Annotated in this window: 15 protein-coding genes; 9 read left to right on the forward strand and 6 right to left on the reverse strand. The window is 72.1% G+C overall.

The window, feature by feature from the left end; genetic code table 11:
- Nucleotide 1 precedes the first annotated feature (1 nt).
- From Van01_RS25525 to Van01_RS25545, 5 genes are read left to right on the forward strand one after another with little or no spacing between them, the layout of a single operon-like run.
- A complete protein-coding gene (locus tag Van01_RS25525; protein WP_204012716.1) occupies nucleotides 2–1,063 on the forward strand; it encodes an alpha-hydroxy acid oxidase in 1,062 nt (353 codons plus the stop codon).
- Nucleotides 1,060–2,400: a cytochrome P450 gene (locus Van01_RS25530; protein WP_204012671.1), complete on the forward strand. Its 1,341-nt coding sequence runs from the start codon at nucleotides 1,060–1,062 to the stop codon at nucleotides 2,398–2,400. The genes Van01_RS25525 and Van01_RS25530 overlap by 4 nt, the downstream gene beginning before the upstream one ends.
- The gene (locus Van01_RS25535; protein WP_204012673.1) at nucleotides 2,397–3,665 is read left to right on the forward strand and encodes a cation:proton antiporter; all 1,269 of its coding nucleotides are present in this window, start codon (nucleotides 2,397–2,399) and stop codon (nucleotides 3,663–3,665) included. Before Van01_RS25530 ends, Van01_RS25535 begins: the two co-directional genes overlap by 4 nt.
- 53 nt (nucleotides 3,666–3,718) lie before the next feature.
- Complete coding sequence (locus Van01_RS25540; RefSeq protein WP_239099295.1) at nucleotides 3,719–4,390, forward strand: response regulator transcription factor; 672 nt, start codon at nucleotides 3,719–3,721, stop codon at nucleotides 4,388–4,390.
- A complete protein-coding gene (locus tag Van01_RS25545; protein WP_204012677.1) occupies nucleotides 4,390–5,676 on the forward strand; it encodes a sensor histidine kinase in 1,287 nt (428 codons plus the stop codon). Before Van01_RS25540 ends, Van01_RS25545 begins: the two co-directional genes overlap by 1 nt.
- Before the next feature lie 70 nt (nucleotides 5,677–5,746).
- On the opposite strand, the gene Van01_RS25550 is transcribed toward Van01_RS25545, so the two are convergent.
- The 4 genes from Van01_RS25550 to Van01_RS25565 are packed head-to-tail and all read right to left on the reverse strand — an operon-like array spanning nucleotide 5,747 to nucleotide 13,323.
- A complete protein-coding gene (locus Van01_RS25550) occupies nucleotides 5,747–8,497 on the reverse strand; it encodes an FtsX-like permease family protein (protein WP_204012679.1) in 2,751 nt (916 codons plus the stop codon).
- Nucleotides 8,494–11,664: an FtsX-like permease family protein gene (locus tag Van01_RS25555; RefSeq protein ID WP_204012680.1), complete on the reverse strand. Its 3,171-nt coding sequence runs from the start codon at nucleotides 11,662–11,664 to the stop codon at nucleotides 8,494–8,496. Before Van01_RS25555 ends, Van01_RS25550 begins: the two co-directional genes overlap by 4 nt.
- A gap of 7 nt (nucleotides 11,665–11,671) precedes the next feature.
- Nucleotides 11,672–12,394 carry an ABC transporter ATP-binding protein gene (locus Van01_RS25560; protein WP_204012682.1) on the reverse strand — a complete coding sequence of 241 codons (723 nt, stop codon included), beginning with the start codon at nucleotides 12,392–12,394 and terminating at the stop codon, nucleotides 11,672–11,674.
- Nucleotides 12,391–13,323 carry an ABC transporter ATP-binding protein gene (locus Van01_RS25565; RefSeq protein WP_204012684.1) on the reverse strand — a complete coding sequence of 311 codons (933 nt, stop codon included), beginning with the start codon at nucleotides 13,321–13,323 and terminating at the stop codon, nucleotides 12,391–12,393. The genes Van01_RS25560 and Van01_RS25565 overlap by 4 nt, the downstream gene beginning before the upstream one ends.
- A gap of 298 nt (nucleotides 13,324–13,621) precedes the next feature.
- Between Van01_RS25565 and Van01_RS25570 the strand changes: the two genes are divergently transcribed.
- The 3 genes from Van01_RS25570 to Van01_RS25580 are packed head-to-tail and all read left to right on the forward strand — an operon-like array spanning nucleotide 13,622 to nucleotide 16,415.
- Entirely contained in the window at nucleotides 13,622–14,395 is a 774-nt protein-coding gene (locus tag Van01_RS25570) for a (Fe-S)-binding protein (RefSeq protein ID WP_204012685.1), read from the forward strand.
- A gap of 17 nt (nucleotides 14,396–14,412) precedes the next feature.
- The gene (locus tag Van01_RS25575; protein ID WP_204012722.1) at nucleotides 14,413–15,822 is read left to right on the forward strand and encodes a lactate utilization protein B; all 1,410 of its coding nucleotides are present in this window, start codon (nucleotides 14,413–14,415) and stop codon (nucleotides 15,820–15,822) included.
- Nucleotides 15,804–16,415, forward strand: coding sequence for a LutC/YkgG family protein (locus Van01_RS25580; RefSeq protein WP_204012686.1), 612 nt, complete (start codon nucleotides 15,804–15,806; stop codon nucleotides 16,413–16,415). Before Van01_RS25575 ends, Van01_RS25580 begins: the two co-directional genes overlap by 19 nt.
- 157 nt (nucleotides 16,416–16,572) lie before the next feature.
- On the opposite strand, the gene Van01_RS25585 is transcribed toward Van01_RS25580, so the two are convergent.
- Both Van01_RS25585 and Van01_RS25590 read right to left on the reverse strand, forming a co-directional pair.
- Nucleotides 16,573–17,865 (reverse strand): glycosyltransferase, encoded by a 1,293-nt coding sequence (locus tag Van01_RS25585; protein ID WP_204012688.1) that lies wholly within the window; start codon nucleotides 17,863–17,865, stop codon nucleotides 16,573–16,575.
- Between the two features lie 352 nt (nucleotides 17,866–18,217).
- Nucleotides 18,218–19,765, reverse strand: a complete 1,548-nt coding sequence (locus Van01_RS25590) for an MFS transporter (protein WP_204012690.1) — start codon at nucleotides 19,763–19,765, stop codon at nucleotides 18,218–18,220.
- A gap of 292 nt (nucleotides 19,766–20,057) precedes the next feature.
- On the opposite strand from Van01_RS25590, the gene Van01_RS25595 reads away from it, so the two are divergent.
- Entirely contained in the window at nucleotides 20,058–20,759 is a 702-nt protein-coding gene (locus Van01_RS25595; protein WP_204012692.1) for a TetR/AcrR family transcriptional regulator, read from the forward strand.
- Nucleotides 20,760–21,111: the final 352 nt, after the last annotated feature.

Genomic DNA, 21,111 nt, shown 5'->3' on the forward strand with positions numbered 1-21,111 from the left:
CATGCTCGCGCTGGACGGCACGGGACTGAACCTGGCCGACGTGGCCGACGGCGCGCGGCGTCGCCTGGACCCGGTGCACTGGGACTTCTTCGCCGGCGGGGCCGGCGACGAGCGGACGTTGCGGGCCAACGAGGAGGCTTTCACCAGGCACCGGATCCTGCCCCGGATCCTGCGCGGCGCGCAGGTACGCGACCTACGGATCTCGCTTCTCGGCTGTCGACTCGCCATGCCGGTGCTGATCGCGCCTACCGCGTTCCACCGGCTGGCCCACCCCGAGGGCGAGGTGGCCACCGCCCACGCCGCCGCCGAGGCCGGCACCATCATGGTGGTCAGCATGGCGGCCACCCGCCCACTCGAGGAGATCGCCGCCGTCGGCGGCCCGCTCTGGTTTCAGCTCTATCCACAGTCGGATCTCGGGTTCACCTCGGCTCTGGTCCGCCGGGCCGAGGCCGCCGGCTGCCGTGCCCTGGTCGTCACTGTCGACTCGCCCGTGTTCGGTAGGCGGGAACGCGACCTGCGGCACCGCTTCGTCGATCTGCCGCCCGGACTGCTCTGCGAGAACATGCGCGACCCGAGCGGCCGGGTCCGCGACATCGAGATGGACGCTGGGCTGGACTGGCCGCGGATCGGCTGGCTTCGGGAGTTGACGACGCTGCCGATCCTGCTCAAGGGAGTCCTGCACCCGGCTGACGCCCGGCTGGCCGTCGCGCACGGCGTCGACGGCGTGGTGGTCTCCAACCACGGGGGCCGGCAACTCGACGGTGCGGTCGCCACCCTGGACGCGTTGCCCGGGATCGTGGCGGCCGTCGACGGCCGGCTGCCGGTGCTGCTCGACGGCGGCATCCGCCGAGGAACCGACGTCCTGGTGGCGCTGGCGCTCGGGGCGACCGCGGTGCTTGTCGGGCGTCCGGTGCTCTGGGGACTCGCGGTGGGCGGCGTCGCCGGGGTACGGCACGTGCTCGACCTGCTGCGGGACGACCTCGACCGGGCGCTGGCGCTGGCCGGCGTCGCCGGACCGGGCGAGCTCAGCGGCGACCTCGTCGCCAAGGTGGCAGGCGGATGAGCACCCTGACCGTGCTGGCCGTCCTGGCGGTGGGTGGCGCGGCCTGGACCGTCCCGTACTGGCTGCCGCCAGCCGTCGTCCGGCTCCGGGAGTGGGTCTTCGCCAGAGTCAACGGCGTCGAGGGCGTTCCGGTGCCGGGTCCCACCGTCGGCATCGAGCACTTCGAGCGGGTGTACGCGGACCCGGCGGCTGACGGACGCAGCCGGGGGGCCGGGTTGTCGGACCTGTTCTGGTACTGGCTGGCACCCGGTCCGCACATGCACCAGGAACATCTGGAGCCCGGTGAGCGCTACCGGACGGTGGCCGCCACGACCAGGCGGGTACTGGCGATCAGGCGAGAGCGCGCGGACGCGCTCGCGACCGCCGCCACCCGACGCGTGCTCGACGAGTTGCCGACCGATCGGATCAGCCACGTCCGGCTGCGCGACCTGATGATGCCGGTGTGGGCCGAGGTCTTCCACGAGGTGGTGTTCGACGAGGTGGGCACGCCCGCGGCCCGGGCGTTGATCGTCGCCAACGCCGACGACGTGGTCAGCGCGCTGAAGTGCACAGGTCTGCGGCACATGGATCGGCGCGACCGGCTGACCGGATACCTGCGCGACCGGATCGAGGCGGGAACGTGTCCGGTGACGCTGCCGCCGCCGTTCTCCGCCCAGGAAACGGCGTGGTACCTGCAGGGCGCCTTCTTCAACACGGCGATCGTGCAGATGTCCGAGGCGATGGCACACGTGCTGCTGGCGCTCGCCACGCGTCCCGAACTGCAGCGTGGTCTCGACGATGACGACGCGCTGGACCGGGTCGTCGACGAGACGCTGCGGGTGTACCCGCTCTTCGGTATCGCGCACCGGATCACGTCGGCGCCGATCACGCTGCCCACCGGGGTGTCCCTCCCGGCCGGGTCGGTGCTGCTGTTCAACTATCCGGCGTTCCACCGCGGGGGAGCCGCCGGCGACGGCCGGTTCGCTCCGGACCGGTGGCGCTGGCTCGCGCGCGCCGACGCGCACTTCATCCCGTTCGGTGTGCCCGCGAACCGGGCCTGCCCGGCCCGCGGTGTCGCCCCGGTGATGATGCGCGCCGCGACCCGTGAGGTGCTGCGGAGTTACGTGCTGACCTCCTCGGTGGCACATACCCGGTCGCTGCCCAGCCGAGGTCCGGCGTACCTGACGCCTGCCGGTCTCACCGGTCCGGGACGGCTACGGCTGGCCGCGATGCGGCAGCGGGACCGGTGGGCCGAGGTTGGCCGCAGTGTCCGGCAACTGGTGTTCGGCACCTGGATGGTCGTCGACGCCCGCCGGAAGCGGTTGTGTACCAACTACTTCGAGAAGGCGGTCCGATGACCCCAACGGAACTGGCGCCACGGTTCTTCATCGCGGTCACGGTGATCCTGATCTTCTGCAAAGGGGTCGCCTGGTTGCTCGGCAAGGCGGGCCAACCCGCAGTGGTCAGCGAGATGCTCGCGGGCGTGCTGCTCGGCCCGTCGCTGCTCGGGCTCTTCCTGCCGGAGGTGCAGAGCGCCCTGTTCCCGGCCCCCCTGCTGCCGGTCCTGTACGTCGTGGGTCAGGTCGGGCTGGTGCTGTTCATGTTCCAGGCCGGGTACGCGTTCAGTGCCCATCGGGTCACCGGGCTCGCCGGCACCGCCGGAGTTGTCTCGCTGGCCGGGGTCACCGCGCCGCTGCTGCTGGGGGTGCTGCTGGTGCTGGTGACCGCCGGCGCCGTGCCGATCAGGGCCGACGGGACGTCACTCGGGGTCTCGGCCGCGTTCGTCGGGGTCGCCCTGGCCATCACCGCGTTCCCGATGCTCGCCCGGATCATCACCGAGAAAGGGCATGCCGGCACAAGGCACGGCACGCTGTCCCTGGCCAGTGGCGCGATCGACGACATGGTCGCCTGGATCATGCTCGCCGTCGTCCTGGCCTTCGCCTCCGGTCGGGCCGGTCCGGCGATCGTCACCGCGGGCGGAGCGGTGGTCTTCGGACTGGTGCTCTGGCTCGGTGGACGGGGGGTCACCACCGCGCTGATGACCCACCGTGGTCTCAACGACCGGGCCCGGCTGCTCGGCACGGTCGCGCTGCTCTTCCTGGTCGCCTGGTACACCGACGAGATCGGGCTGTACGCGGTCTTCGGCGCGTTCGCGGTCGGTGTGGTGATGCCCCGTACGGAGAACACCGACAAGGTGGTGGACACCCTCACCCCGGTCGCCGCGACGCTCTTCCTGCCGTTGTTCTTCACCTACTCGGGCCTGCGTACGGAGTTCGGACTGCTCGGTTCCCCGCCTGTGCTGTTCTTCGCGCTGGCCTGCGTGACGGCGGCGATTGCCGGCAAGTTCGGTGCCTGCTGGGCGGCGGCCCGGCTGCGCGGCGAGCCGTCGGGTGTCGCGCTGCGGGTCGGAGCGCTGATGAACGCCCGTGGCCTGATGCAGCTCATCGCGCTGAACGTCGGGCTGGAGGCGGGCATCGTCAACCCGTCCCTGTTCACCGTGCTGGTGCTTGTCGCGCTTGTCACCACGCTGATGACGACGCCGACGCTGAGCTGGATCGAGCGCCGGGAGGCTCGACGGCCCGGTACCGAACGCACTCCCGCACTTGTGGTTTCAAATAATTGAAGAGACAAATAACGCTGCTTCCATCGGCCCTGATCTATGAGATTGTGGAACGCATGCGGGGTGGAAGATCGAACCGGCTGCTGCTGGTCGAGGACGACGCGGACCTGGCGGAGTTACTCACCGAGACGCTGGGCCAGGAAGGCTACCTCGTCGACCGGGCCGCCGACGGCCAGCGCGGACTGCATCTCGGGCTGACCCGTTCGTACGACGTGATGGTCATCGACCGGGTGCTGCCGGCACTCGACGGCCTCGACCTGGTCACCCGGCTACGCGCCCGGGCGGTCCCGGCCCGGACCCTGATGCTCACCGCGCTCGGCGCGGTCGACGACCGGATCGCCGGGCTCGACGCGGGCGCCGACGACTACCTGGTCAAGCCCTTCGACCTCGACGAACTGAGCGCCAGGGTCCGGGCGCTGTGCCGGCGCGCGTCCGAGTCGACAGACGTGCTACGCATCGGTGCCGGGCTGCTCGACCTGGCGCCGCGCGACGCGGTACTGGCCGACGGCACCCGGGTGGCGCTGTCCGCCCGCGAGTTCGAGCTGCTGCGGGTGCTGGCGGCCCGGCCGAACACCGTACATCCACGGGCCGTGCTGCGCCGCAGGGTCTTCGAAGAGGCCACCGCGGCATCTATTGTGGACACCTACGTCTACTACCTTCGACGAAAACTCGGACGTGCCGTGGTACGCACCGTGCACGGGCTCGGCTACCGTCTCGGAACACTCTGATGGAGGCGGCCGAGAAGGCGATCGTCCGACGGACCCGACTTCGGATCGGCCTGTTCGTCGGCCTGACCATCGGGGCACTGCTGCTGCTGGCCGGCAGCATCTCCTACGCGGTCCTGGTCCGCAGCCAGGAGGCGCAGATCCAGCGCGAGCTGAAGTGGGGCACCGAACACGGCACGATCGCCGGCCCGCCAGCCTGCAGTTGGATCTTCCAGTACGACGGCACCACAGTGCGTACCGGCACCAACCCGCCGCCACCGGGTTTCCCGTTGCGCGACGCCCTGGACACCGTGGCAGCCACCCGGACCACCGAGATCACCACCGTCGCGCGCAACGGCACGACCTACCACGTGCGCACCGAGGCCCGCGGCGACGCCATGGTCCAGGCGGTGTTCGACGCCCGTTTCCAGCTGTCCGACCGCCGGCACCTCCTGCTCGCGTTCAGCCTCGCGGCGGCGGTCGGGCTCCTCGCCGCCATGCTGACAGGGGTGCTCGTCGGCCGTCGAGCCGTCGCACCACTCGCGGAGGCCCTGACCCGACAGCGCCGCTTCGTCGCGGACGCCAGCCACGAACTGCGCACCCCGATCGCCCAGGTGCACACCCGAGCCCAGTTGATCGCCCGGCGGGCGCGCCACGATGGCGCCGTCACCAACCTCGACGACCTGGAACGACTGATCGGCACCACCCGCCGACTCGGCGAGATCGTCGACGACCTGCTGCTCTCGGCGCGGCTGGCCGCCGCTCCCGCCGACCGGGCACCGGATCCGCCTGTCGAACTCACCTCGCTGATCGGGTCGACTGTCGCCGCCGAGACCGAACGCGCCGCCGAGCGCCAGGTCAGCCTCACCCTGGTCATCCCCGACGACCCACTGCCGGTGCCGGGTGTCGAGTCGGCGCTGCGCCGGGTCGTTGGCGAGCTGCTCGCGAACGCGCTGGCCCACACCCCCGCAGGCGGCCGGATCGACGTGACACTGCGGGCCGTCGACAACTGCGCCGAGCTCGTGATCGCCGACACCGGGGAGGGGTTCGACCAGGCGGACGCCCGACGGATCTTCGACCGGTTCCACCGCGGCCCGGGCTCCGGAGACCGCCGCTTCGGCCTGGGACTCGCCCTGCTCCAGGAGGTCGTCACGAGCCACCACGGCACGATCACGGCCGAGGGCCATCCGGCCCGGGGAGCCCGCTTCACGGTACGCCTTCCCACGACGCGATCGCCGATCACCACGACCAGAGCCGCGCGGCTCAGGAACCGTCGGACACGCCCGCTCGGAGCCGGTACGAAATCATGATCCACCTGCTGTGTCCGGGTGGACGCCACCCGGGCTGCTGGCCGGTGGTGAGTGCCGGCGCCTGAGCCGGTCACTCGCCGGCGCGCAGCACCTCGCTCAGCCGGTCCCGTCGCCGCAGCGCCGACTCGACGGGTACGACCGCGCCGGCCGCCGCCAGTAGCGCCACGCTCACCAGGCCGAGCAGCCCCCACGGCAGGACCGTCGCCGGGTCGGCGGCCTGACCGGTGAGCAGCCGCAGTTCGAGCGGGCCGAGGGTCAGGCGGGCGAGCAGGGCACCGAGCAGCGGGCCGAAGATCGCGGCGACCACGACCGGCGGCAGCAGCTCTCCGGCGGCGACCCAGCGGGCGTCGCGTGGCCGCAGACCGAGGGTCCGCAGCCGGGTCAGGGTCTGCCACCGCTCCGGGGCGCCCGCCGCGGCGGCGAGCGCGAGGCCGAGCAACCCCAGCGCCAGCAACACCGAGGCGGCCGTCCACGCCAGCCGCAGGATCCCCGCGGTCAGCGGAGCTGCTCGCTGCGCCCGCTGCACGTCCGCGCGCACCACCACGTCGGCGGCGACCCCGCTGTCCGACACGGCCCGGGCCGCGCCGGGGCCGGTCACCCAGACGGTATTGGGAACGGCCGACAGGCCAGCCTCGGCGAGGGCCGCGGCGTCGACGATGACGACGTCGTCGGCACCGCCGACGGAGGGGGCGGTACCGACCGCGACGAGACGGATCGCCGGGGCGTCGTCCCGGGCCAGCTGCAACCGCGTACCGGCCCGCAGGTCGCCGTGGCTCGATCGGACCAGCGCGGGCACGTCCCCGGGACCTGGCGCGCTGAGCCGGCCCAGTGCCGGCGCGTCGGGCAACGGGGTGGCGGCCAGCAGGCCCTGGAACGCGGCGGCGTCCACGATGACCAGACGTGGGGTGAGCAGTGTCGATTCGGCGAACACGCGCGCCGAGTCGGTCACCTGCGCGACAACTACCTGCCCCACGCCGGGTGCGGCGGCGATGCGCTCGGCGAGTGCGGGCGTCGCGGCCTCGGCGTCGGCGCCGACGTCGAGGCGGGCGTCGGCGCCGACGGTGTGCCACGCGCCGTCGGCCAGGCCCCGGGCGACGGTGCCGCCGACGACAAGCGCGAACGAGGCGAGCGCCGTGGCACCGACAAGCGCCAGCAACGGCAGCGCGCGCCCGGCCGTGGTGGCCGCCCGGGCGGCACCGAACACCGCCAGCGGGCGGCGCGAGCGCAGCGCCTGTCGGAGCGCGAACCGAATTCCGACGGGTAGCAACCGCAGCACGACGAGCGCACCGGCGAGCACGCCCACCGCGACGGCGCTGATCGGGAGGACCAGGTCGCCGGTCAGCTCAGCGGCACCGCCGTCGGCGACGGGCAGGAGCCCGCGCTCATGCAGGGTGACGAAGGCGGCGACTGCGGCGAGCAGCACCGCGACCTCCACCGCGGCGCGGCGCAGCTGGCCGGTGGCCAGGATCCAGCGCCGGGCGCCCGGGTTGGCGGGCTGACGCCGGTCGCGGCTGGCGCGGGCGGCGGCGAGGATGCCCAGTGTCGGCCCTGCCACGGCACCGGCCAGGACCACCGGAACGGCCCACGTCCAGGAGACGCCCGGCGCGACCGCGCGGGCGAGCGCGAGCCCTGCGGCGGCGGCCGACAGGGACACCACAGCGGACTCGATGATCAGTTCCGCACCGACGTCAGGCAGTGCCGCGCCACGCTGTCGGGCAGCGCTCAGCGCCGGGGTACGACGGCGCACCAACAGCTCGGCGGCGAGCAGCAGGACCAGTACCGTGGCCGCCAGGATCCCGGCGAGCAGGACCGCGGCCTGTGCGGAAGCGGCGCTGACCTGGGTACGGGCGTCGCGCAGGACGGCGTCGAGCTGCGACTCCCACCGCAGGGAATCGTCCCGGACGCCTGACGGGCCGGAGGTCGCCTTGAGCTTGACCACCTGGCTGACGAGCGGCGCGGTGGCGGCCCAGGTGAGCGCGTCGGGTTCGGGGGCGAAGTGGACGGTGCGCCGCAGTTGGTCGTCGTCGAAGGCGAGTCGGGCGTCCGGCAGCGACTCGCGCGACAGCAGGCCGGCGTACCTGGTGGTGCCCACGCCGTCGGCGCCGGGCACGGGGCGCAGCAGCGCCGGGGCGAGTTGCCAGGCGGGGTCGGCGCTGTCCGCGGGCCGGTAGATCCCGCTGATCCGGATGTCCTTGTCGCGGCCCTGGCCGTCCCTGGCCGGGATGCGGTCGCCGGGGCCGAGGTCGAGTGCGGCGGCGTCCGCCTCGGAGAGGCCGACCTGTACCGGCCAGGGCGGTCCGTTGTAGGGGATCTCGATGGATCGTCCGGGCACGGCGGGGCCGGGCGCGCTGCCGGCGATCCAGGTCACGTCCGGGCCGCCACGGTCACCGGCCAGGTAGATGAGCTGGACGGTACGCGGCTCGGTGCCGCCGGTGATGCTGAGGCTGGGGCCGTTGACGACGGCGATGGGCGGGCGTAGCGCGGCGTCGAGTTCCGGTCCGAGGGCGTATGTCGCCCGGGCCCGGAAGTCGTCGATGTCCTCGGGGAGGCGGGGGATCCGGATCCGCCCGCCGGTGGGGCCGTCGTCGCGCTCCCAGTTGGCGTGTACGAGGACGTTCGGGTCGTGGCCGGCGCGGCGGACCGTGTCCTGGACGGCGTTGTCAGCGGCGGTACGCAGCAGCGCCGGTACGGCACCGGCGAGCAGCGCGACGGCTGCGATGACGGCGGCGGTGAGCAGCAGTGGACCGGCGTCGGCGCGGCCACGGCCGCGGATGCTGGGCCAGTGCGGCACCGGCCACCGGCGGGTCAGCCACCGGTTCACGGCGCCACCCGCAGGTGCGCGGCGTCGGCCCGGCGGACCTGGACGAGGACCACCACGGCGACCGCCAGCAGGCACCCGGCCAGCAGGACGGCGAGCAGCGCGGCCTCGGCCGGCCACGGCCAGTGTGCCTGGACCGCCGGGACCGGCGCGGCACCGGTGGCGGAGCGTACGAGCAGGGGAGCGACCAAACGGGTGGCGAGCGCGCCGACGCCCGCGCCCGCCACGAGCAGGGGCAGCAGCACGCCGGCGTGCTGGCCGAGCAGCACGGCCCGGATGCCGCGCCGGGACATCCCCAGGCCGCGCAGCCGCGCCACCTCGACGGCACGCGCCTGGAGATCGCAGGTCACATGCAGCACGACACCGGCGAGCAGCAGCAGGGCCGCGGCCGGGACGATGAGCCGCAGCGCGGCCGGCAGCCCGGCCTGCAGCGGGCCGCCGGTGAGGCGGGCGGTCTCCGCCTCGCGGGTCGTGACCGTGCCCAGATGCAGGGCGGTGGCCCGCTCGGCGGCAGCGGGACCGGCTGGGTGGCCGACCCACCAGGCGTCGACCGGGAACGTCAGGTCGCCGGTGACGGCGCGTGCGCGGGACAGCATGTCGACGTCGGCCAGGACGGCGACGGCGCCGGGCGCGGACGGCACGGTCGGCACGACCTCGGTGACGACGATCGGGACGGGCGTGGCACCGACCGTGACGCTGAACCGGCTGCCGGTGTCGGCACCGACCTCGTTGGCGAAGCGGGCGGAGACGGCCACCGGCACCGGGCCGGGGTCCGGGAAGGCGGTGGCGACGAGGCTGGGGGCGTCGTAGGCCAGGCTGCCGAGGTCGACCGAGGCCGCCATCCGCAGCGCGGTCCCCGCCGGGGTGGCGGAGAGCCCCACTGTCGGGTCGCGCACCGTGCTCGGGACCGGCGACACGGACGTGGCGGTCCAGTCCGTCCCGTCAGCCGATCCGGCGGGCGGCACGGTGAGGGTGACGGCTACGGCGGTACGGCCGCCGACCCCGGCGGCGGCATCCGTCCCGGCCTCGACCGGCAGGGACACCGCGACAAGGCGCAGGCCGTCGGCGGTCGCGCACTCGGGCAGCCGGTGCTCCCGGCCGTCGAGCGGCACGGCGGGACCGGTGCAGGGCACGCGCAGGCCGGCAGCGTCCTGTAGCAGCAGCCGGGGCGTCACGGCCAGCTCGGTGTCGCCGGTCGCGGTGCCGCTCAGGACGAGCGGGGCGCCAGCCGCAACGGTGAGGCCGGCGACGCGGGTCGGCGGGGCGAGCGCCGCTGCCACGTCCGTCCAGGTGCGGTCGCTGTCGAGCCGGCCGCGGAGCAGCGCGTCGGCGCGGGTGGTGTCGACGGCGACCAGACGCGGCGCGTCACCGGCGGTGCCGAGCCACTGACCGACGGCCGTACCACGGTCGAGGGCCGGACTCACCGCTCCCGCCGTGGCCGCGCCGACGACCGCGCCGTCTCCGGCCACCGGCTCCGTGCCGAGGGTGAGCGCCAGGTCGGTGCCGACGGACAGCGCGGCCTGGTCGCGTTGCGACTGGTGCCAGGTGGTGTCGAAGGCGAGGCCGAAGGTTCCGGCCGCGCAGGCCAGCCCGACGAGCAGCCCGGCGGCAACCGCCTGGGACCGGCGGGCGGCCTCGGAGACCGCCAGCGGCAGCGCCAGCCCACGGGCGCGGTACGCCAACCGGTCGGCACCGCGCAGGGCGGGCAGCACCACCCGGAGCGTCAGGGCGGCACCAGCGGTGAGCAGCAGCGCCGGCGCGAGCACCCGAACCGGGTCGGCGCGTGGGCTGGCGGCGGCGGGCTGCGCGGACAACTGCCACCAAGCGGCGGCGGCGAACACCGCGAGCAGCAGGTCGGCGCCGGATCGGGTCAGCAGTTCGCGGCGGGTACGCCGGTCACCGGCCGCCGGGTCGGACCGGATCGTCAGGACGGTGAGTACGGCGGCGAGTACCAGCGCGCCGCCGGCGACCGCGAGCACCTGGGCACCGGTGATGGCCGGCCGCACGGTCAGGCCGGCGTCGTCCAGCGGCGGCAGATGGGTCAGGCCGGCGTGCAGCACCGACGAGGCAGGTATCGCCAGCACGGCGGCGACGGCGGCGACGAGCCCGGCATCGAGTGTCGCGGTCGCGGCGAGTTGACGGCGACTGGCGCCGAGGGCGGACCGCAGGGCCGTCTCGTCGGCGCGGATGCCCGCGGTCAGCCGGCCGGCGAGGACCAGTGCCGTCGCGGCCAGCACACCGCCGAGGACGGCGATGGCGAGCACGACGGCGGCGGTGACGTGTCGTTGGTCGTCGGCGGACCGCAGGGTAAGCGGCAGGTCGGAGGCGACCCGGGCGAGCCGGACGCGGTCGCCGAGGGTGCCGGCCAGCCGGCGGTCGGCACTGCGGACCGAATCGGCCACTGTCTCCAGGTCGCGGCGGTTGGCGTCGGACAGGTCCGGCCGGGCGGTGATCTCCATCCGGTCCACTGTGGCGCCGGTGGTGACCAGGTCGGCGAGGTCGACGAGGAACGGGCCGTAGGCGTTGACCGGCTGCCGGAAGCGGCCGTCCTGGTACCCGGTGGCGGAGCCGGCCGCGGCCAGCGGGTCCCGGTCCCAGCCGCGCCCCGGCATCGGACGTACCACACCGACGACTGTCACGTCGATGGCCGGGACGGGCGCGTGGGCCAGCTCGGCACCGAGGCGTACCCGACGACCGGGATCGAGTCCGAGCAGCTGGGCGGTGGACTCCAGCACCACGGCGTCACCGCTGTCGCGTGGCCAGCGCCCGGTGACCAGCTCGGCCCGGGACGGCAGGTCGTCCAGCCCCGACAGGTACGCCTGGGCCGGGACGGTGGTGCCGGGGGCGAGCGTGGGTGGCAGCGCCCGCAACACTGTCGACGCCCGCGCGGTGGTCGTCACCGGGAACGGTGCGAGCGCGGCGGCCACCACGGCCCGGGTGTCGGCGGCGACGGACCGGGTGTCCCCGCCCTCGACGGTGCCGGTGTAGACGGTCACGTCGACGGCGGCGGGCGCGGCGCGGGCCATGGCGACCTCCAGCGCCCGCTCGGCGGTGCGGGTACTCAGCAGGGCGCAGGTGCCCAGCAGGGTCGCGCCGACCATGACGACCCCGATGAGGGCGGCCAGCAACGGCCACTGCGCGCGGGCACGCCGGCTGACCAGCCTCAGCATCGACGCGTCACCTGACGTCCGGCGTGGGCTCGTCCGGTCGCCCGGCTGCCTCTTCGTCGAGGTGCCCGTCGTGGATGCGGATCACCCGGTCGGCCAACGCCATCATCACCGGATCGTGCGTGGCCACCAGCGCGGTGACGCCTTCGGATTCGACCACCCCACGGAGCAGAGCCATCACCGACAGGCCCGTCTCGGCGTCCAGCTGCCCGGTCGGCTCGTCGGCGATCAGCAGCCGGGGCGAGGCGGCCAGCGCGCGGGCGATCGCCACCCGCTGCTGCTGGCCGCCGGACAGCTCGGCCGGCCGCTGCCGGGCGTGGTCGGCCAGGCCGACCAGCTCCAGCAGCAACTCGACCCGCCGCTCACGTTCGGCCGGAGCGACGCGGGCCAGCCGCAGTGGGGCGGCGACGTTCTCCGCGGCCGACAGCACCGGGATCAACCCGAAGCTCTGGAAGACGTACGACACCTTCTCGCGCCGCAGCCGGGACAGTCCGTCCTCGTCGAGCGTCGTCACCTCGGTGCCGTCGACGTGCACGCTGCCGGCGTCCGGGCGATCCAGACCACCGACGGTGTTGAGCAGGGTGGTCTTGCCCGAGCCGGACCGGCCGACGAGCGCCACCATGGAACCGGCGGCCACGTCTAACGACACGCCGCGCAGGGCGTGTACGACAGTCGGCCCGGTACGGAAGCGCCTGTGCACGCCGCGCACGCTCAGCAGCGGCCCGCTGCTCACTCGCCGCCTCCCGAGTCGGGGCGGATGGTGACGTGGTCGGGTTCCAGGGCCAGCCGGACCCGTCGGGTCAGCGCCAGCGCCTGGCGGAAGTCGCGGGGCACCTGTACCCGCCCGGCCCGGTCCATCACGGCGTACTCCTCGGCGATCATGTGCGTGTCGCCCTCCGCGTCGACTGTGGCGCGACGCAGCACCTCACTGCTGGTGCGCCCGTCCCGGATCGCGACGGTCCGTTCGACCTGGCCGCTGACCTGCGGGTCGTGGGTCACCACGACAACTGTGACGCCGTAGCGCCGGTTGACGTCCCGCAGCACGCCGAAGACCTCCGCGGAGGTGGCGGCGTCCAGTTCGCCGGTCGGCTCGTCGGCGAGCAGAACCCGCGGCTGGTTGGCCAGCGCCACGGCGATCGCGACCCGCATCTGCTGCCCTCCGGAGAGTTGCCCGGGTCGCCGGTCGGCGCAGTCGGCGACACCGAGGCTGTCCAGCAGCTCGGCCGCGCGCTCCCGACGCTCCCGCTTCGCGGTACGGGCCGCCGTCATCGGCAGATCCACCATCTCCCGAGCGGTCAGGTAAGGGATCAGGTTGCTCGCCGTCTGCTGCCGGACGAACCCGACGGTGTGCCGCCGGTAGTCGACCCGGTCCGCGCGTGACATCGCCAGCAGATTCCACCTGTCGACCCGGACCCGCCCGGCGGTGGGAGCGTCGATGCCGGCCAGGATGGAGAGCAGCGTCGACTTGCCCGACCCGGAGGCGCCGACGACGGCGACCAGCTCACCGCGGTCCACGGCCAGATCAAGTCCCTGCAGGGCCTGCACCTCGATCGAACCGGTCTGGTAGATCCGCACCAGGTTCTCGCAGACGATGAGCGCGTCCCGGCCGAACTCGGGTGCCCGCGCGGACGGCTGCGGCAGAGACAGCGGTGTGCTGGACATTCCTTCCCCCGTCCGGGTCGTGCCGACGCCGAGCCTCGGTTGCCCGGGCTGACCCAGATGAAGCAGTCTCGCAATCGGCGGCTCCGTTGACCATGCCCCTGGGCAGCTTTTCTCCGTTTCCGGACGAGGATCCGTCTGGGAGATCGGCAACCTGCTGGTGACGGCCCGGACGGCCGCGTGGTCGGTGGTGACCTTGCTGCGCTGCGGCGGCTGGTACGGCAGACTCAGCGGATCGTGCGCTACGAGCCCAGCGGGTCCGTGGCGGCGCAGGCCGGCGAGCGGTGGGTGGAGGTGTGACGTGCGGATCGCGTTGTTCGTGACGTGTCTGGCGGACACCCTGTTTCCGGAGGCGGCGAAGGCTACGGTGCGGCTGCTGGAGCGGTTGGGTCATGAGGTGGCCTTCCCGCCGGGGCAGACGTGTTGTGGGCAGATGCACGTGAACACCGGTTACCAGGAGCAGGCGGTGCCGTTGGTGCGTCGGCATGTGCGGGTGTTCGATCCGTATGACGTGATCGTCGCGCCGTCGGGGTCGTGTGTCGGTTCGGTGCGGCATCAGCACGCGATGGTGGCGCGGCGCGCCGGTGACGTCCGGCTGGCGGCGCGGGCGGAGTCGGTGGCGGGGCGAACGTACGAGTTGTCCGAGTTGCTGGTGGATGTGCTCGGGGTGACCGACGTGGGGGCGTTCTTCCCGCACCGGGTGACGTATCACCCGACGTGTCATTCGCTGCGGATGCTGCGGGTTGGCGACCGGCCGGTGCGGCTGCTGCGGGCGGTACGGGGTCTGGATCTGGTGGAGTTGCCGGCGGCGGAACAGTGTTGCGGTTTCGGGGGGACATTCGCGGTGAAGAACGCGGACACCTCGACGGCGATGTTGGCCGACAAGATGCGTCACGTGATGTCCACGGGTGCGGAGGTCTGCACGGCTGGGGATGCGTCGTGTCTGATGCACATCGGTGGCGGGCTGTCGCGGATGCGGGCCGGGGTGCGTACGGTGCACCTGGCAGAGATCCTGGCCTCGACCGAGCAGGACGTCGTTACCGACGGGCGGGGTGGGCTGGTGGTGGGGTCGTGAGGCGGACCTTCCTCGGCATGCCGACGACCGCCCCGGCTGGTGTCGGGCAGCTACGGGGTGCGGAGTCGTTTCCGGCTGCCGCCCGGCGTGCGCTTGGCGACGCGCAGTTGCGCCGCAATCTCGGGCACGCCACGGCGACCATCCGGGCGAAGTCGGGTGCGGTGATCGGTGAGGTGCCGGACTGGGAGCGGTTGCGCGCGGCCGGCTCGGCGATCAAGGCCGATGTGCTGGCCCGGTTGCCGGAGCTGCTGGAGCAGCTTGAGCAGCGGGTGAGCGCGGCCGGGGGAGTGGTGCACTGGGCCGCCGACGCCATCGAGGCGAACGCGATAGTCGTCGACCTGGTCCGCGCCACCGGCAGTGACCGGGTGATCAAGGTCAAGTCGATGGTGACGCAGGAGATCGGCCTCAACGAGGCCCTTGAAGGGGCCGGGATCGCGCCGGTGGAGACGGACCTGGCCGAACTGATCGTGCAGCTCGGCGAGGACCGGCCGAGTCACATCCTGGTACCGGCGATCCACCGCAACCGCGCCGAGATCCGGGAGATCTTCCTGCGGGCGATGCCGGGGGTGGATCCGGGATTGACCGACGAGCCGGCGGTCCTCGCCGCGGCGGCGCGTCGCTTTCTGCGGCAGACGTTCCTGTCCACGTCCGTGGCGGTGTCCGGGGCGAACTTCGCGGTGGCGGAGACCGGCACCCTGGCGGTGGTGGAGTCCGAGGGCAACGGCCGAATGTGTCTGACCCTGCCGCGCACGTTGATCACCGTGATGGGCGTGGAGAAGGTGGTGCCGACCTGGCGGGACCTGGAGGTGTTCCTGCAACTGCTGCCCCGTGCCTCGACCGGGGAGCGGATGAACCCGTACACCTCGATGTGGACCGGCATCACCCCGGGCGACGGGCCGCAGGAGTTCCACCTGGTGCTGCTGGACAACGGTCGCAGCGCGGTGCTCGCCGACGAGGTGGGCCGGCAGGCGCTGCACTGCATCCGCTGCTCGGCGTGCCTGAACGTCTGCCCGGTCTACGAGCGCACCGGCGGGCACGCGTACGGGTCGGTGTATCCGGGGCCGATCGGTGCGGTGCTGTCGCCGCAGCTGACCGGGGTGGTCGACAACGCCTCGCTGCCGTACGCCTCGTCGCTCTGCGGGGCCTGCTACGACGCCTGCCCCGTGAAGATCGACATCCCGGAGTTGCTTGTGCACCTGCGGGATCAGGCCCCGCACCCGCGCGCTGAGTCGGCGGTGATGGCCGCCGCCGCGTACGCCATGGACCACCCGGCGCTGTTCGCGGCGGCGCAGCGCGCGACGCGGCTGAGCCGGCTCACCGGCCGGCGCGGTCGGGGCCTGCCGCCGCCGTTGTCCGGCTGGACCGCCGGCCGTGACCTGCCGGATCCGCCGGCGCAGACCTTTCGGCAGTGGTGGGCGCAGCGGTGAACGCCCGGGAGACGATCCTCGCCCGGCTCCGCGCCGCCCTCGACCCCGCGCCGGCCCCGGTGACGGTGCCACGCGACTACCTACGTGACGGCCAGGTCGACCTCGACCTGCTTGTCGACCGGCTGACCGACTACCGCGCCCACGTACACCAGGTCGCTGAGCCGGCCGTCGCCGACACCATTGCCGGCATCCTGCCGGTCGGCGCGCGCGTCGTGGTACCGCCGGGGCTGCCGCCGGCCTGGCTGCCGGCGACCGTGACCGTCCGAGCCGACGACGGCCACGACAACAGCGAGATCACCGCCGTCGATGGCGTGATCACCGCTGCTGCCGTCGCCATCGCCGACACCGGCACGGTCGTGCTCGACGGTTCACCAGACCAGGGCCGCCGCGTGCTCAGCCTGCTGCCGGACCTGCACATCTGCGTGGTCCGCGCCGCCCAGGTCGTGGCCAACGTGCCCCAGGCACTCACCCGGCTCAACCCGCACCGACCGCTTACCTGGATCAGCGGCCCGTCGGCCACAAGCGACATCGAACTCAATCGGGTCGAGGGCGTACACGGCCCCCGCACCCTGCACATCATCCTGCTGCCCTGACCGGGCGGCCGATGCCGACACCGGGCCCACGGCATCGGGGGCGGTCGGCGCCCCTCGCCCGGCGGCAACCACCTCCGGCGCTTTCTGCCGGATCAGCCGGGCGCGCCCGGCCATCCCCCGAACCCGGGCCGGCTTGACGGCCGCCACCGGAGAACGGTCAGGACGACACCCGCTCCCGCATCGCGGACTCCATCCGGTCGGCGATGGTGGTGACGGCCGACAACCCGGCCAGCTCGCGTTGCAGCACTTGCGCCCGGTTGCGGTACGACGGGTCGGTGAGCACCTTGTCGACGGCCTTGCGGATCGCCGCCGGCTTCGGGGATCCGTTGCGCAGGTTGATTCCCGTCCCTGACCAGGACACGAGGGCGGCGCTGTCCTGGTTGCCCTCACTGTCGCCACCGACGACCATCGGCACTCCGTGCGTCAGCGCGAAGTGGATCCCGCCGTACCCGCCGTTCGTGATCATGACGTCGACCTTCGGCAGCAGGTGTGCGTACGGAATGAACTCCGCGACCCGCGCGTTTGTCGGGACGCTCGACGGCAGCGCTTTCCCTCCGGTGGTGGCCACGGTGACGACGTCCGCGTCGGCGAGCGCCTGCAACGCCGGAACGATGAGCCGCGAGAAGTCGTTGTTGTCGATCGTCCCCTGGGTCACCAGCACGACGGGCTTCCTGCCGTCCAGGTCTGCCCACCAGGACGGTGGCTCGAACGTCTCGGGGGGCGACGGAAGGATGGGGCCGACGAAGCTCACCACTCCGGGTGGGAGATCATGGCGCGGGAACTCGAACGACTCACAGGTGAGCTGCAGAATCGCGTCGGTGAGCAGGGACCCGTTCATGAAGTACACGGGTAGCTCCACACCGGCGGCCTCGCGGAGCCGATCGGCGAACACGCGATGACACGGCGCGAAGAGCACCTTCCGGACCAGCGCGTTCAGCACCGCGTCGCGTACCCGCCCGACGGGGTGGGCCATCGGTTGCAGTCCGAGCCCGATTGGCGGGGTGTCCCGGCTGGCCACGTACATCGGTACCACGCCCGCGGTGTACACCGCCGGCCGCTGCGCCTTCGGCTGCAACGCCAGCGGCAGCACCCCGCAGAACGCCGAGTCCACGAGTATCGCGTCGACCGTGCCCGGAGCCAGCAGGTTCTGCACGGCTCGATACTGGTGCGGCATCGAGTTGGCGAACAGATTGTCAATGTCGAAGCGCAGCTTCGAAACGCCCTTCTTCGTGGTGCGTTCCGGGAAGGCCGCGTCGAGATCCTGAGCGTCGAAGTCGCATTCCTGCGGCAGTGACACGTGTTCCAGTCCGGCTGCGGTGACCCGCTCAGAGAATCGACTGCCGGTGAGTACCTGTACGCGATGACCGCGGCGACGGAGTTCGGTTGCGACGGGCAGTAGTGGTGCCAGGTGCCCGATGATCGGCGAGCTGCCTACGACGAAATGGCCCATGGTCTCAAGATGCCCAACTCTAAAGGGGTCCGATGGTGGCGGAGGCCGGATGGGGGCGTTTCAGTGCACTATGAACCGCCGCCGATCCGCCTTGCGTCAATTCTGCTGCAGGTGCGGAGATGTCGGTTTCCTGATAGCAGTACGTCAATTCCCACTCGACCCTCCCGGGGGCGCCCGACTGAATCCTTGGGTCGTGGACAACGTATGCCGGACAATATCAGACGTGTACGAAAACTTGAAGGCGGCGAGTGGGCGCCGGCGCTGAAAGGGCAGTATTTCCAATCAGTCTAATTTGTGATCGTAGGCTGGCTGGGATCTGCTGACGGCGTCGAGCCGGGACAACTCGACGCCGTCAGGGGGCGGGAGTCATCGGAACCTCGTCCGGCGACGTGGTCGAACGCTGTCGTGCCAGCATCCTCGGCACCACGATCGCCAGCACCAGCATGATCACCGCGGCCGTCACCGCAGCGATCGAGAAGCCGAACGCGAAGGCGGTCCGCGCGTTGTCGAGGAGCGCCGTACCGATCTCCGCAGGTAGCTCCCCGGCCAGCTGCGCCGCACCCGCGAGGGTCTGCCGTGCCGCGTCGGCGACCTCCGTCGGCACCCCCGACGGCACGTCCACCGAGGCGCGGTAGATGGCCGTGCCGACGGAGCCCAGCACCGCGATCCCGAGGGCACCCCCCAGCTCGGACCCGGTCTCGGAGATCGCCGACGCCGCTCCGGCGCGGCTGGCCGGGGCGGACGACACCATCGATTCGGTCGCCAGGGTGAGCACGATGGTGGCGCCGAGGCCCAGCAGCATCCCGCCGACCAGCAGGATCCAGACCCCGTCGGCCGCCCGACTGAAGGCGACGATGATCAGCGACAACGCCGAGATCATGAACCCGATGGCCAGCGAGCGCGCGAGACCGACCGTCTTGAGCAGCTTCGGCGCGGTCGTGGCACCGATGGCGGCGGTGAACGTCATGGGCAGGAGCCAGAGTGCGGCAACCAGCGGACCCATACCCAGCACCAGCTGCAGATACCACGCGAAGAAGAGGTTCGGCCCCATCAGCGCGAGCATCCCCACGGTCACGGCGACCAGGCCCGCGAGGAATATCGGATTACGCAAGAGCCCGGTGTCCACCAGGGGGGCGGCCGTCCGCCGCTGTTGCAGTACGAAGGCGATCCCCAGCCCGAGCCCGAGCAGCAACGCCACGATGCTCGACTGATCCAGACCGATGATCTCGGCGCTGTGCTTCATGGCGTAGACGACCGACAGGATGGTCCCCAGCAGCAGGAGAGCCCCGACGATGTCGAACCGCGAGTTCACGGGACTGGCGTACTCGGGTACCAGCGGTCGCGCGAGGATCAGCAGCGCGGCGATGACCGGCACATTGATCAGGAACACCGAGCCCCAGCTGAAGAAGTCCAGCAACACCCCACCGACAACTGGGCCCAGCGCCCCACCGCCGGCGAACGCGGCGGTCCAGATCCCGATCGCCCGGGTGCGCTCACCGGGGTCGTCGAAGATGTTGCGGATCAACGCCAGGGTGGACGGCATCAGCGTGGCGCCACCGACGCCCATGGCGGCGCGGGCCCCGATCAGCACCTCGGTCGTGGGCGCGAACGCGGCGACAGTCGAGGCCACACCGAACAGCGTCGCACCGATCAGCAGCAGCCGGCGTCGCCCGATCCGGTCTCCCACGTTGCCCATCACGATCAGCAGGCTGGCCAGGACGAAGGCGTAACTGTCCAGAATCCAGAGCATCTGGCTGCTGCTCGGCTCGAGATCCCTGCTGATCGTGGGAATGGCCAGATAGAGCACGGACAGGTCCATAGACACGAGCACGACCGGCAGGACCAGAACCGTCAGGGCGATCCAGCGAACTGCGCCCCCCTGCCGCGGCGTGTCTTGCATGCCCTGGGCTCCTCTCACGCATCGACGATCGCATGTTAGATCAGTGTTTCAATCTACCGCAACGGGCCGTACCGTTGGGGCGAACACGGTCCTGCGCGGACCCGGTCCCGGGTGCGGTGGTGACCCGCTCAGGTGAGCGGCCTCGTCGGCGCTCGCCACCGACTGGGCGCGGCGCGATCCAGGTGGCGGAGTTCGGCGGGCCCGGACACGCCCCCCGGTCGAGGTCGGCCCCGGCTTCCAGCCTTTCGCCGAACCAATAACATGGCTGCTCACCGTAAGCAAGGGTCGTGTGATGTCGAAGAGCCCCAGGCGCACCTACCGAACAGGACTGTCGCGCGAGATCGTCGTCGATGCCGCCGTGGCGCTCACCGTCGAGCGCGGGCTGGACGGTTGGAGCATGCGCGACCTGACCGCCTACCTGGACACCTCGCTGTCGGTGATCTATCACCACGTCGGTGACAAGGAGCGGGTGTGCGCGTCCGTCGTCGACCGGATCTACGCCGGGATGAACCTGGCTGTCGACGAATCCGACTGGCGCACCCTGCTGCATGACGTGCTGACGCTGATGATCGACCACTTGGCGCGCTATCCCGGCGTCGCCAGCTGGCTGCTGCGCAACGGTCCGCAGACCGAGCTGCTGCTACCCCTGCTCGACGTCGGCGTGACCCGGATGCTTGAGGCCGGGTGGGGCGACGAGGCCGCCATCGCCTACTCCTTCGCGTTCAACACCTGCCTGGGCGCGATCGCGCTCGGTGACCTGGACGTGAGCGATCCCGATTCGGGTCTGGTCGGCCTGGGACGCATGCTGGAATCGCATCCGTCGACCGGTTCCGGTGCTGCTCAGATGCAGTGGATGGTCGCGCGTTTCACAGGCGACGTCGCCGACCGGGCGGCGGCGCGGCAGGAGTACTGCCGGTACACGCTGGACCGGATCCTGGACGGGCTGGAGGCGCGGTTGAGTGAGATCGTGAGCGCCGGTTCGGCGCCGCGCTGACCCTCCGCGGACGCCTGCGGACCCCGTCGGCCATCCTCCGTGGACGCGTGCGGATTGTCCGCGGGCGTCCGGGTCGGCTGTCGGGATGCCGGGCGGCGGGAGGCCGGTCGGCTGCTGGCTCGACCTCTTGGCCGATCGTGACGGCCACCGTAAGATTTGGATCGATGTGCCGCATTGTCGCGTTGCGGATTCGCTTACCGTCGAACGCTATCTGGCGTCGAATCTTTCACGACAGGCGCAGGACTCCAGCAGCTGACAGATCAGGGTGGGCCGTGCGTTCTCGAACAACTGCCGGAAACAGGAGCGGGTGACCTATGGGGATCGCAGCGATCGATTCCTATCCTATCCCGGG

This window comes from Micromonospora andamanensis (assembly GCF_016863495.1).
In the GTDB taxonomy this organism is placed as follows: Bacteria; Actinomycetota; Actinomycetes; order Mycobacteriales; family Micromonosporaceae; genus Micromonospora; species Micromonospora andamanensis.